Consider the following 13,195-nt stretch of genomic DNA (forward strand, 5'->3'; position numbering starts at 1 on the left):
AAGTTTTCCGAGTGGAAAACGATTAGGAGAGATCTGCCCATGAATATCGGGTTAACAGGTGGAATCGCTTGCGGCAAGAGCACGGTTAGTGCCATGCTGGTCAGCCGCGGCGCCCTATTAGTAGATGCGGATAAGATAGCCCGCGATGTTGTTGAGCCCGGCAGCCCTGTTCTTGAACAGGTTGCTGCACATTTTGGACAAGCCGTTCTTCAGCCAGACGGCTCACTTCATCGCAAGAAGCTTGGCGAGATCATCTTTGGGAATACCGAAACGCGTAAGCAGCTGGAGAGTATTCTGCATCCGCCAATTCGTGCACAAATACGAGAACAGATGGGAGCCTATGAACGTCAGTTCCCGGACAAACTTATTGTGGTCGATGTCCCTTTATTAATCGAATCTAATTTATCCTACATGTTTCATGAGGTTATGGTTGTTTATGTGCCGCGTCCTATCCAGTTGGAGCGGCTTATGCAAAGAGATGGACTGACGGAAAGTGCGGCGAATAATCGCATTGAAGCTCAGATGTCCATTGAGGAGAAACGTAAATACGCGGATGTTGTCATTGATAACAGCGGTACATGGGAAGAAACGAACGCTGAAGTGGAGCGGTTTTGGCTAGAGAAGGGGCTTTCATGACCTTTTTACGTAAAAAAAGAGTTTTTGCCCTGCTTCTTGTCTTTTTTGTTCTTGTTCTCTTTATGAATAGTGATTTTATCGGAAGAAAGCTGTACCCGATCTACTTTGAGCAGGAAATTAGGCAGAGCGCGGCGAAACACAATATAGATCCATTTTTAATTGCTGCGATTATTAAGGTTGAGACGAATTACAAATATCATTTGCAGTCAAGAAAAGGTGCGTTAGGCCTTATGCAGCTTATGCCTGACACAGCAGAGTGGATTGTAGAATCTACGAATTTAGGGCCTCATGTGCAGGAAGATTTATTAAAAGTGGACGTAAATATTAATCTTGGTTCTTGGTATTTGAGCTGGCTAAAGAAGCATTATAATGGTAATTTAATTTATGCGATTGCAGCTTATAATGCAGGTCAAGGGAATGTGAATAAATGGAAACAAAATGACATTTGGGATGGTTCGGAAGCACATATTAATCAAATACCATTCGGAGAAACACGTCATTATGTGCAGCGGGTGCTCTATTATTACGAGAAATACACAAAGCTATATTCGGAGCAATGGGGGATAAAGAACTAGGATTCCTCCTCTTCATGAACAAAGAAGCATTGGACTAGCTCCTTGTGGGGGCTTAGAGTCCAATACTCCCTGTTTTTGAGCTTCAGTAGCTAGGATCCAAGATTACTTGAATTGACCAGCCAAGGATTGCTCTGCAATTTGTACTAAGCGACGAGTGATGTTACCACCAATGGCACCAGCATCACGAGTAGCCATATTACCCATATAACCATCTTGTGGGATGGCGATACCAAGCTCTTGTGCTACTTCATATTTTAGCTGATCCAAGGCTGCGTTAGCTTGAGGAACAACTAAAGTATTGCTGCTACGGTTTTGTCCTGCGCCCATGTCTGTTCACCTCCTTGTCGTTTGGTAATAGTATTGTGTGCATATCTCCTAAGTTCATGACATGTAACATATGGTAATAGATCAAAAAAGAGAAAGGAGAGATAGCGAATGAAGTGTCCGTTCTGTGACTATTCCGGTACGAAAGTTCTTGATTCACGTTCAGCCAATGAAAACAAATCGATTCGTCGTCGTCGAGAATGTGAGAAATGCGCGAGAAGATTCACTACATTTGAGATGGTGGAAGAAACGCCGTTAATCGTGATTAAGAAAGATGGAAGTAGGGAAGAATTTAGTCGAGAGAAAGTATTAAGAGGCTTGATTCGAGCTTGTGAGAAGCGGCCGGTATCGATGGAGAGGCTTGAGATGATGGTATCGGAAGTTGAAATGCAGCTTCGCACCACGGCTCATGCTGAAGTGGATAGTTTAAGCATTGGAGAAATCGTCATGGAACAGCTGTACCCCGTCGATGAAGTGGCGTACATTCGCTTTGCCTCCGTATACCGACAGTTTAAGGACATAAATATGTTCCTGAAGGAGCTTACACAAATATTGGGAAAGCATGACACCGGACTGCTCCGGGATAAATAAAGCTAAAATTAATCATTTAATCTCTAAATATGACAAAAACTAAGAAAAAGACAGCGGGATTCCCGTTGTCTTTTCTTAGTTTTTCCCGTCAAATCAACAACCATGCGATTAAAATTTATTTGAAAAAAATAAATCTTTAGACATCAACCGACTGTATTTTTGTATGCTTTCGTGCATAATTCCTTTATTGAGTGCGTTTGTCGAGTTCACTTCTGAGAAAATGAATAAACCGAATAGCTTCATCTTGAGTTAAAACGTTGTTATCAAACTTAAAGGAGAACATGTTTAAAAGATCACTTTCTGGAAGATGCAAGTTATCAATTAATTGCTGTACATCCAAACTCATTTTACCATCCACCGTAATTTTTCCCATCTTCTTTGTTCCCTCCTAGTCTTTCTACATACAATCGGACGGAGGCGGTAGCTGGCTGACATTTTGGACATTCATAGAATGCCATGTTAGTCCCTGTAGCTTTGCGTCACCACTTTTCAGTGGTTTTGCCTTTATCGTACCGATTTATGTTTATAAGAAAACTATATCATATTTACGGATTGAGTTTCCATTAATTACATTATTCGAAGGATGGTTGAAGCATATGTCCGTCAAGCCCAAACAAATTCCAAGCATATCTTATGAATTAGATATCGTAAAAGTTGCTAGCTCTCTCGGAATTGATCAAGATCGCTTATTGGCATATGTGTATGCAAACTCGGATTCGAAGAAACAATATGAGGTAAAGGAAACCTTTCCAGACTATAAGAGTGGTTGATCGTATAAAAAAAGCACTACAACAGTGTCATCGTTGTAGTGCTTTAACCAAATTAAACCATGATTTTGCAGATATCGTTCGTGAATTCAACTGGATCTTGAAGAGGCAAACCTTCGATTAAGAGCGCTTGATTGTACAGCAGGGCTGTATAAAGATTCAGCTTCTCTTTGTCTTTGTTTAGAGCGTCTTTTAAGGATGCGAACACTTCGTGATTGACGTTGATTTCCAGTACCTTCTCAGCCTTCACGTTAGGATTATTCGGCATCGCATTTAAGATTTTTTCCATTTCGATCGTCACATCGCCGTCCGTCGATAAGCACACAGGGTGTTTTTTGAGACGCTTGGAAGCTTTTACGTTTGAAACTTTGCCTGACAACAGATTTTTCATATAATCGAAAAGCTCTTTGTTGTCATTTTTGTCAGCATCGGATTCCGTTTGGTTGTCATCCACTTCAATACCAAGATCGCCGCTTGAAACGGATTTAAACTCTTTTTCTTTGTAGGTCATGATCATTTTGATCGCGAATTCATCGATATCATCGGTGAAATACAAAATCTCATAGCCTTTATCAGTGACAAGCTCTGTTTGTGGAAGCTTATCGATTCTTTCCATCGATTCACCAGAAGCGTAGTAAATGTACTTCTGATCTTCCGGCATTCTTGCTACGTATTCATCCAACGTAACCAGCTTTTTCTCCTTGGAGGAGTGGAACATCAGCAGATCCTGTAAGATGTCCTTATGGCTTCCGTAATCGCTGTAGACACCGAATTTGAGCTGTCTGCCGAAGGATTTGTAGAATTGCTCATATTTCTCTCTTTCGTCCTTCAGCAGGCTTTGCAGCTGGCCTTTGATCTTGCTCGAAATGTTTTTGGCAATCAGCTTCAATTGACGGTCATGCTGCAGCATTTCTCTGGAAATGTTGAGAGATAGGCTTTCGGAATCAACCATTCCTTTAACGAAGCTGAAATAGTCAGGAAGCAGGTCCGCACATTTGTTCATGATCAATACGCCATTAGCGTAGAGCTCCAAGCCCTTTTCATACTCTTTGGAATAATAGTCAAAAGGAATATTTTCCGGGATAAAGAGGATAGCTTGATAGACCACGGCGCCATCTGCGCTAACGTGAATATGTTTGAGCGGCTTGTCGAAGCCGTAGTGTTTTTCGTGATAGAACTTCTCGTAATCTTCCGGAGTCAGTTCACTTTTGTTTTTTCTCCAAATTGGAACCATGCTATTGACATGCTGCTCTTCTTGGTAATCCTCGAAGTCGCTTTCGCTGCCTTCTTTCAGCCTTTTTCCGGTAATGTCCATTTTAATAGGGTAACGGATGAAATCGGAGTACTTTTTGATGATCGCTTTTAAACGATACTCGTCTAAGTACTCATCGAAGCTCTCATCTTCCGTATTATCCTTAATTTTCAGGATAATCTCCGTGCCCACTGTGTCTTTCTCCGCCGTTTCGATCGTGTAGCCTTCAGCACCAGTGGACTCCCACTTGTAAGCAACATCGCTGCCTAAAGCTCTACTAATAACCGTAACGACATCTGCAACCATAAACGCTGAATAGAAGCCAACACCGAACTGGCCAATGATATTGTGACCGTCTTTTGCTTCATTTTCTTTTTTGAAGGCCAAAGATCCGCTCTTCGCAATGATCCCCAGGTTATTCTCCAAATCTTCCTTCGTCATACCAATACCCGTATCACGCAGTGTAAGTGTGCGATTCGTTTTGTCGGCAATCACTTTAATGAAATAACTATCTTTGTCAAAAACCAACGTGTCATCGGTCAAAGCTTTGTAGTAAATTTTGTCGATAGCATCACTGGCATTGGAGATAAGCTCTCTTAGAAATATCTCTCTTTGCGTATAAATCGAGTTAATCATCATTTCCAATAAGCGTTTGGATTCGGCTTGAAACTGTTTCTTTTCCAATGGGAGATCTCCTTTCAAATATGTAGAAATTAGTCAGAGATGATTATTAGCACTCTCAGTTGCTGAGTGCCATTCCTTACTTTTATAACACTCCTAAATTTTATTGTCAATATTTCATTCGATATGAACTTTGGGCAAATCTTTATTTCTATTACAATGAGTTATTTCGTTATAATCCGTATGAGGATATCAACGCTAGGGAACCCATATTCTTCATTCTCCTGTTCCTGCATAATCAGACTATTGATGATGTTAAAATACCACGATAACAGTTCCCTAGGATCACCTTCAGAGAACTCTCCAGTTTGCTGCCCTTTGATAAATATTGGGACTAGAAGATCAATTAGAACATTCGGCGAGTGCTTTTCAAGGGCTTGTTTGACCTCTTTGGGTACATCATCCGTTTTTCGTGCCTGTTGAATAAGCATGAAGGCATGCTTATTGTCTTCATCCAGCATTCCTTTAGTCAACGCTTTAATTTGTTCCATCGGAGTGCCAGGTATTTGTGTAATATAAACAATTTCTTTGCCTGCTTCTTCCATGAGTTCTTGAACGAGAGCAGTGAATAGCGAGTCCTTGGAGCTATAGTAACGGTAGAAGAGGCCTTGACTGATGCCAGCTTCTGCCGCGATCATGCTCATTTTGGTTCCTGCGATTCCATGGCGGGCAAATACCGTAAGAGCGGCTTTCTTAATTTGTTCTCTGCGATCATCACGAATCTGAGTCAATTGTTGTTCATTTAATGGGGACAATGGTCGTCAATCTCCGATCTGCATAATGACATTTCAATAAACTTATTATATAGGCTTCACAAGATGAAGTGAAATATCATCTTTCTTGCTTGCCGAGTCTACAAGCGGACTTAGCCTCATCCTTAGTTCATCTAGAAATTGCTCTGTCCGGGCAAAAGCAGCGAGATGGCCGGCATTATGGATAAGAACTATTTCTTTGAAAGGAGCTCTAATATCATCGAAATAGGCTTGGGCTAATGCGGTTGGTGTCATGGAATCCGTATCACCTTGGAAGATGAAGAATGGGATGTCAAATTCCAACCCGAGATTGCGGATGTCAAAGGTCATGAGTTCATCAAAAAGAAGGTCCAAGGAGTAGTTCATACCTTTGAAAATGTCTATAATGTCACGTATGGTGTGGCCTGGCGACGATAGAATAGCAGGCAGCATGATGTCCATAATCATATTAGGAACCGTTGTGGTAGATTTAATGATCCATCGATTCCTTTCATCGAAGTCTTTGCGGCTCCACTTCAAGGGGTCGGATCCAATTCTCTCGATAGCCTGCACGCCCTTTTTGTTCCCAGCAGCGCGAAGTCCTTCTAGAGTCATCTGATAAGATAGATGATCCGGATCTGGGCCAACGTTCTGATCAGTTCCGACATAAGCATGGAAGAGGTCTGGTCGGCGCTTAACCATCATGACACCAATAAAGCTTCCCATAGAGCTGCCAACAAGAATAATTTTTTCTTGATTGAGATGCTTACATAGGAATTCGGCAACCTCGAGCCCATCATTTGCGAGACTGTCAAAAGTAATTTCTCCGCTCCCATTCACACCATTCCTTCGGAACGTCTTCCCTGCACCGCGCTGGTCCCATTGGACGATGGTAAAGTACTTCTCCCATGAACGCAGCAATGGAGAGAAGACGGTATAAGTTGATGCTGGACCTCCGTGTATGAAGAACAGAACGGGCTTATTCCGATCTTCACCGCGAATGGTAATCCATTGATCAATGCCTCCTATCTGAATGAATCGTTCCAGGGCGATGCCGTTTGGTGTATGGAAGTTAAGTTTCTTAGCATTTTTACGCTGATTTAGCTTTCGTAGGAGCAGATCCCAAATTAAATGTTTTTTATTCATTCGTGCACCTCACCTTGTTATATCATGAATGAATAATTCATTCATTGAAATATTTTATCTGTAGCTTAAATCTTTTTCAATCAACAGTCAATAGGTTTTTGTTTAGCCCTTACATGTGGAAACAACAAAAAACGCTTGGCTATCAACAGGCTGTGTATGTAAGTTAGTCTTGTTTTAGCTTCTACCCATGTTTTGGAAGCTGTCTGGCATCTGATAAACATCGGGATCCATCATGGTGTAAGCTGCTTGATCCTCTTTGGTCGTTTTAATCACGAATGACACAAGTAATGGACAAAAATTCTTTCTAGTTTCATATTTTTATGTGAGAGGCAAAAAAAACTGGGACAAGATTTTTAGAGAATTAAGCGAAAAGCATGGTGGTATTTATGTGCTTTTAGACAGTGGGGCGTTTTCTGCTAGCCAGGCTATTAAAGAAGGTAAGCAAATTGAACCATTAAGAGTCGAAGAGTACTGCGACTTTATAAGAGAATATAAGGATCTCCTATACGGGTATATCGTTTTAGATAATATGAACGATCCGCAGGAAACAAAACTCAATTTTCAATATATGAAAGAACAAGGTTTGAGCCCTATCCCGGTGTTTAGCAAAGATAGTTCCTAGGAGGACCTTAACGATATTGTACAAGAAGATGTGGAATGTGTTGCTATAGGCGCGACCGCTCGTTTGTCCGAAAAGAAAAAAATAAATTCATTAAGAATTGTTTCAAAGATTTCCATCACAATTGTTTCACTTATTAGGCTCAGCCTCAACTATTATTCTTGAGTTTCCATTTTTCTCTTCTGATGCAATAACGTGCTTTCTGAGTAGAAAGTTTAAGTTTATTCTGACACCGCGGCAAGAACTAGCTCCAGTAGATTGGCACCCTGAATACTGCTTAGCATTCACTGCCACGTATTTAAAAAGCTTAGAAGATCTGTGCGAACCCTATTTACAACTTGAGATGCCCTTTTCATCAGCGGTATGATAAAAAAGATAACCTTCAAATTGAACGCTTGTCCAAAACCATCCTTTGGTCGAAGTAAGCCTACAACAAAGAAAAGAGGGATTATCCCTGACGCTGCTTGAAAAAAAGCCGCTCAGAGAGCGCAGTGAGCTAGTGAATGGTGTGGTTGGGTGAATGGAAGCTTTGACTCTGAGGGTCGCAAATGGGGGCTCCAAGCTGCCCATCTAATTAGAAAGTGGAAGTGTGACGAAACGACGGAAACGGAAATTGTGATGTTATGCAGTTGTTAGATGAAAATAAAGTATTAGACTGGAGTTGTTGATTTGACGCGGTTTCTAAGTTGGAAAATCGTCAGCTTATGATAAATAAGTGTTAGACTGATTATCTGTAGAATATAAAAATTCTGGGATTCAGAAAAATAAAGTATTAGACTGCCAACACTTGGGGATTGTCTTCTTACAGACTTAATTCGCCTTTTTTCGCCTTTTCAAGCTGATCCTTTCCTTAGTATATATTCGTATCACGTTCTTACACTCATCTTAAATAGGCAACTGGAATGTGAAATAGATCACTATATCCAACTAATCCAACAAACTCAAATATAAAAAGAGATTAAAAAAGATGAGACCTGTTTTGCACTTAGCACAGGAATCATCTTTTATCAGTTTACCTAACACCGTTAATAGAACCATGTTTTACCAAGAAAGATCCAACGACGCGACGTTATTAGACCCGGTAGAAGGAGTATATTGAATTTCGACTGGACCAAATGCGACTGTTACATTATAGTTACCAGAACTATTTTCTATTGACTCGCTATATTTTGTAACTACACGATTTACTGCATTAGGATTTGTCTTCACCATAGTAAGTTTGCTAGTCCCCTTATAATATGTTGTATAGATCGCTCCGCCGCCAAACTGCCACGAAGCACCATATAGACTATAATCTACAGGTTGACCATTATTACAAAGAGAACTATTTGGATTACCCCACGAATTTGTCACCCAAGCTTGTACCGCACACGCATACTTACCGGATTGAATCTGCCATCCATCTGGAACTGCTATACCGAAATTATCTTTAACAATCCCTTCAGGGGAAGCACTAGGTGTTGTAAGCCATTCAAATGAACTATAGATGTCATCCATATTTGTTCCACTATAGTTTGTTACAAAGTGGTACAAATTAAGTTTTAAATCACTACTAGGAATGTAATCCAACGGACTGAAATTCTTAATGGAACTTGAATCAGATTGTTTCACTAACCTGCCTGTTTGAGGATCTCTAACAAAATTCTCAGTACTTGAGTTAACGAATTTCAATTTATTATCACCAGAATTTTCGATGATAAATTTCTTTGTATCGACATCCATTCCATTAAGCACATCCTGTGGAACTCCTGCTTGGGTTAATAAGGTGTTTACCTGATCTTCGGTGTAAACTTTTCGAGTCTCTTTTGCAAACACACTAGAACTAACAACAGACAAGGCGAGAACAAGAACTAAAAGAGCAATAATAGTTTTTTTCATTAATTTCAACCCTTTCTTAAATTTATTTAAGCCATTCGGAATTAACTTTCCCTTGAAGACTCTAGCTTTAAGTCAAGGGACTTTTATGAATCAACAGCGTTGTTTCTTAGGTGTGGGGTACCATAAATTTCTTACTTGTGATACAATTTTTGTAAAATATTATGTGAAAAATCGATAAATACTTTTTCGCAACACCCCCCGAATTTTGGTTATTTACAAAAAGTTAAAAGGAGAGAACGCTATGAAGTATTTTAAAAAGCACCCCTTCCAACTTATTGCAATTGCTATTGCCATCCTGATCATCGCTATTGTTATCTATAATCAAAAAAATTACCGACCGCCTACTTCAAACACTACCTCATACATTGAAATACTTGAAATAGGAAGCGACGATAGAGATCCTTGGACAATTGTCAAAAATCCATATGATTCCAAAGCAGTTCCATTTAAACTAAGTCTCGATAGTTATAATACGAAAAATCTTTTAGATGTTGGGAACACGTATCTTGCAACATATGAGACAAACCTAAAAACAAAGAAATCAGTTTTACTTGTAATCAAGCAACCAGCGGAGGTAAAGGAACCAAATGAAAATTCAACTCTTTCAACTAAAGCACCAATAAAGAAGTAATAAAGATCTATTACACAATAGGCAGGCGAAGAACTATCAAGTCATAATGGTCCGAGTTAAATGGGTAATTTTTCCATATACTAAATATACCATTTTTAATATATAAAAGGAATATACTTCAAAATAAATGGTTCTTAAATACTATATTTATGAAAAAATGGTATCTTAACATGAAAACCCATTGAAAATATTTAGCCTATCCTTGTCGAAAAAACTCAAATTTCAAGTACTAGTGTCCCATTATTTGAAAAGTCCAACCTTAGTGGCATAATCGTTCTCATGAAGGAGAACAAATTCCACACTCAATATCACTTAGAGTTCCTTGTGACACACTGATTTGATCCGCAAACTCTTAAGTTATATCAGCTCCAAAATATAAAAAATACCCTGTAAATGTGTTGCATAATTAATTACAGGGTTTGAGCTTCTTGATGTCTGTATTTGCTTTAGTGAGTAAATGCCAAAACGCCACGTAGTCTAATACTTTATTTACAATGAGCTAATACTTTATTTTCATTGAACAGCAGTCCATCAGCGAATACAGGTACATGCCATTATAAAGTCGATTTCACGGCAGAAGGAAGATTGCGGGCTGAACAATATAGAGAAAATTAATAGGGGAGAAAGAAAGCTTTGAGCTCCTTGTCAGATAGACATGATTGAAGTAGAATGAAATTGTATTTTTCGTGTAGGCTGCTTCATTATTTTTTTGTAAATAATTAATGATTCAGACTGAAGCCCGTACAAGGATTTTCCCGCATTACGCGAGCAGGAAAATGGATTGCACATAAACGGAAACGACTAACGCGCGTTCCGGTAATTTGCCAAAGCCCTACTTCACTTATTTATGGTGATGAAACTGGCAAGAGCAAACGGTCTAGCCGTAAAAAAGACGTGTAATTTTTGCGTCTTCATATTCATGTTAAAAACGAAAGCTGAATGATGTCGATTTATCGACACTGTTCGGCTTTTTTTGTTTTCAAAAACTAAAAACCATTAAAACTAATTGAGAAGGGTTGATGAAATTATGCTACTAAAAAAACGCCAAGCTAAGGTATCACAAAGAGGAGTATATCTTCAAGACAGAATTCTCCAAGAAATAGTATTTCAACCAGGTTCTCATTATAAATACGTTATTGATCAACGATCGAAGAAGATGATTATATTATCTTCGGACATGGAAACAAATAACACAGTATCTCATCGACGATTAAAGGAAAGCGTTAAGCCAGTAATTGACATTCGCGACAAGGCTGCACTAGCTGCCTTTGAAGGCTGTGATTATCTCCAGGTAGAGATATTCGGTGATCAGGTAGTTGTCCAGGGATATGTTACTGAAAAGGCAACTACGTTCCAAAAGGTAGCCCGAACCGCAAGTAAATTATTTGGCCAAAAGTGCAAAATCGTTGATATTAGCGATATTCTATCTGTAAAGAAAAGGGCAGAGATTGTCCTTTCACGAAAAGGGCTCCAAAAAGCAGCTGGATTACTTGGCTATGAGCAAATCGAACTGGATCTCTTCTTTAGCGAAAATTCAGGCATATCCGATTCGTCAAAATCGTATATACAACCTGCACTGGCTAATCTGGAGATGCCGCTTCAAGTAGCAAGTTTATTTAGCGGAGCAGGCATTATGGACCTTGGATTCCTTGAATCTGGTTTTGATGTAGTATTTGCTCTCGAGCTTGATGAAGAAGCAGTTAAAACCTATCGGCACAATATTGGGTCACATATCTTCAATGGAGATATCACAAAATTCGATAAAAACACTATTAGAAAGGCTCCGATGATGATTGGTGGAAGTCCATTGCCAAGGTTTCTCTAATTCAAATCGATATACCAATTTTTTGGACAATCCGAACAATTTCCTTGTGAAGCATTACATTGAGTCAATTAAAGCCAATGAAAATTGCAAAATATTTTGTCTCGAAAATGTTCCTCGCATCCTCACAGCTGGGAATGGACAATTCAAAGATGAGATCTATGAGGCTCTTTCCGATTTTGAAATAACCTCAGGTGTATTATGTGCTGCTGATTTTGGGAGTGCTCAAATGCGTGATCGGGCGATTATCATTGGCAGCAAGCTGGGTAAGATCGATTTACCTAAATCAGTCCTGCAGCCACATGAATATCGCACGGTTCGTCAGTCTTTTGAGGGTCTTCATAATGACGTTCCAAATCAGCTTGATGTTTCAAAATCAAAAGAAGAAACGCTTGAAAAAATGAAATATGTACAACACCATCTGGTTGGATAACCGCATAAATTTTACTGCGTACACGAAAGGAAGGCTTTTCCCAATGGTCATGTTCTTCCGTTTCCGGTAATGACAGCGCGATGCTTCTAATTTCATCAGCAGTAACCATGAGCTTCTCCTCTCGTGCTCGAAAGTCAACCGACTACTAATTAGCGGAACGTCGATTCTTTATTTTAGGAAATCTACGATAGAAATAGAATGAGAGGAACGTGAGGGCGTTATTTGATCATAGGATCACTCATGAGGTAAAAAACAGCGAAATAACGCATCGTCGTTCCTCTTCAGGGTGATTTCGGGTATATTTTTTCCAAATAGTGCACTGACGTTCCTTTTCGGGACAACACAGACGTGTTCGAAGACTATTTTTTCATAGATAATGATTGATTATCGGCTGCCTTGAGTAAATTTAGTGAATTCTCAAATGAGATTGATATCCCGGCCCTCAATGATTGATTTTGGATACCCTTGTTTGGCAATTTTGATCATTGCGCGTCCGATCTTTTCTGAAGTCGTAATCGAATTCGGAAACCATTTTTCTAACAAAGGGTAGAGAGGCTTCGTTATGGTGTAAATGCTCTGGTACAGTCTAGTCTTGGACTTGACGCCGTGCAATGGAAGAATACCTCCTGGACGGAACATGTAAGCCGCCTTAAAAGGAAGCTTAAGCAAATCATTCTCCGTTTTTCCCTTCACTCGTGCCCACATACTGCGACCCTTTTCCGAACTATCTGTTCCCATTCCTGTTACATAGAAGAACGACATGTTAGGGTTCAATCTCACTAATGTCTCAGCAACATGCATGGTAATATCATAGGTTATTGCCCGATAGCGCTCTTCGGTCATACCCGCGGAAGAGACACCAAGGCAGAAAAAACATGCGTCGAAGCCCGACAGTTTATGCTCAATGTCAGATAGATCCAGAAGATTAGTTTGAACCTGTTCGTGTAATTTGGGATGATTCTGACCGGTGGTGTTTCTACCTACAGTTAGCACGCTTTGAACTTGAGGGTCGAGGAGGCATTCGCGCAGCACGCTCTGTCCGACCATGCCCGTAGCTCCGAAAAGAAGGACGTTCAATCTATCACACCTTTCACTTCTAAGGTATCGAA

At 39.9% G+C, this 13,195-nt stretch carries 14 protein-coding genes and 1 riboswitch; of the genes, 7 read left to right on the forward strand and 7 right to left on the reverse strand.

Annotated features, from left to right (window positions below; translation table 11 throughout):
- Positions 1-39 precede the first annotated feature (39 nt).
- Complete coding sequence (gene coaE / locus ASG93_RS22310) at positions 40-636, forward strand: dephospho-CoA kinase (protein ID WP_056835437.1); 597 nt, start codon at positions 40-42, stop codon at positions 634-636.
- Positions 633-1,211 (forward strand): lytic transglycosylase domain-containing protein, encoded by a 579-nt coding sequence (locus ASG93_RS22315; protein ID WP_056835438.1) that lies wholly within the window; start codon positions 633-635, stop codon positions 1,209-1,211. Before coaE ends, ASG93_RS22315 begins: the two co-directional genes overlap by 4 nt.
- A 102-nt stretch (positions 1,212-1,313) precedes the next feature.
- Here ASG93_RS22315 and ASG93_RS22320 read toward each other — a convergent pair whose 3' ends face one another.
- On the reverse strand, positions 1,314-1,538 hold the full coding sequence (locus ASG93_RS22320; protein ID WP_056835439.1) for an alpha/beta-type small acid-soluble spore protein: 225 nt from the start codon (positions 1,536-1,538) through the stop codon (positions 1,314-1,316).
- Positions 1,539-1,646: 108 nt separating this feature from the next.
- Here ASG93_RS22320 and nrdR point away from each other — a divergent pair, with 108 nt between their 5' ends.
- On the forward strand, positions 1,647-2,126 hold the full coding sequence (gene nrdR / locus ASG93_RS22325; RefSeq protein ID WP_056835442.1) for a transcriptional regulator NrdR: 480 nt from the start codon (positions 1,647-1,649) through the stop codon (positions 2,124-2,126).
- A gap of 184 nt (positions 2,127-2,310) precedes the next feature.
- On the opposite strand, the gene ASG93_RS22330 is transcribed toward nrdR, so the two are convergent.
- The 4 genes from ASG93_RS22330 to ASG93_RS22345 form a co-directional block, all read right to left on the reverse strand.
- Positions 2,311-2,499, reverse strand: a complete 189-nt coding sequence (locus tag ASG93_RS22330; RefSeq protein ID WP_056835443.1) for a hypothetical protein — start codon at positions 2,497-2,499, stop codon at positions 2,311-2,313.
- 43 nt (positions 2,500-2,542) lie between these two features.
- A riboswitch (cyclic di-GMP riboswitch) is annotated at positions 2,543-2,639 on the reverse strand.
- A 309-nt stretch (positions 2,640-2,948) separates the two neighbouring features.
- On the reverse strand, positions 2,949-4,829 hold the full coding sequence (gene htpG, locus ASG93_RS22335; protein WP_056835447.1) for a molecular chaperone HtpG: 1,881 nt from the start codon (positions 4,827-4,829) through the stop codon (positions 2,949-2,951).
- Between the two features lie 161 nt (positions 4,830-4,990).
- Positions 4,991-5,581, reverse strand: coding sequence for a TetR/AcrR family transcriptional regulator (locus tag ASG93_RS22340; protein ID WP_056835449.1), 591 nt, complete (start codon positions 5,579-5,581; stop codon positions 4,991-4,993).
- A gap of 45 nt (positions 5,582-5,626) precedes the next feature.
- Positions 5,627-6,703, reverse strand: a complete 1,077-nt coding sequence (locus tag ASG93_RS22345; RefSeq protein WP_056835451.1) for an alpha/beta fold hydrolase — start codon at positions 6,701-6,703, stop codon at positions 5,627-5,629.
- Between the two features lie 256 nt (positions 6,704-6,959).
- On the opposite strand from ASG93_RS22345, the gene ASG93_RS22350 reads away from it, so the two are divergent.
- Positions 6,960-7,325 carry a hypothetical protein gene (locus ASG93_RS22350; RefSeq protein ID WP_056835452.1) on the forward strand — a complete coding sequence of 122 codons (366 nt, stop codon included), beginning with the start codon at positions 6,960-6,962 and terminating at the stop codon, positions 7,323-7,325.
- A gap of 1,038 nt (positions 7,326-8,363) precedes the next feature.
- On the opposite strand, the gene ASG93_RS22355 is transcribed toward ASG93_RS22350, so the two are convergent.
- Positions 8,364-9,200 carry a hypothetical protein gene (locus ASG93_RS22355; protein WP_056835454.1) on the reverse strand — a complete coding sequence of 279 codons (837 nt, stop codon included), beginning with the start codon at positions 9,198-9,200 and terminating at the stop codon, positions 8,364-8,366.
- Between the two features lie 241 nt (positions 9,201-9,441).
- Here ASG93_RS22355 and ASG93_RS22360 point away from each other — a divergent pair, with 241 nt between their 5' ends.
- The 3 genes from ASG93_RS22360 (at position 9,442) to ASG93_RS37230 (ending at position 12,086) form a co-directional block, all read left to right on the forward strand.
- The gene (locus tag ASG93_RS22360; RefSeq protein ID WP_056835457.1) at positions 9,442-9,831 is read left to right on the forward strand and encodes a hypothetical protein; all 390 of its coding nucleotides are present in this window, start codon (positions 9,442-9,444) and stop codon (positions 9,829-9,831) included.
- 1,027 nt (positions 9,832-10,858) lie between these two features.
- On the forward strand, positions 10,859-11,656 hold the full coding sequence (locus ASG93_RS36835; RefSeq protein ID WP_056835459.1) for a DNA cytosine methyltransferase: 798 nt from the start codon (positions 10,859-10,861) through the stop codon (positions 11,654-11,656).
- Positions 11,628-12,086, forward strand: coding sequence for a DNA cytosine methyltransferase (locus ASG93_RS37230; RefSeq protein WP_414858882.1), 459 nt, complete (start codon positions 11,628-11,630; stop codon positions 12,084-12,086). The genes ASG93_RS36835 and ASG93_RS37230 overlap by 29 nt, the downstream gene beginning before the upstream one ends.
- A 417-nt stretch (positions 12,087-12,503) precedes the next feature.
- On the opposite strand, the gene ASG93_RS22375 is transcribed toward ASG93_RS37230, so the two are convergent.
- A complete protein-coding gene (locus tag ASG93_RS22375) occupies positions 12,504-13,163 on the reverse strand; it encodes an NAD-dependent epimerase/dehydratase family protein (RefSeq protein WP_056835463.1) in 660 nt (219 codons plus the stop codon).
- Positions 13,164-13,195 lie beyond the last annotated feature (32 nt).

This window comes from Paenibacillus sp. Soil787 (genome assembly GCF_001429545.1).
GTDB lineage: Bacteria > Bacillota > Bacilli > Paenibacillales > NBRC-103111 > Paenibacillus_E.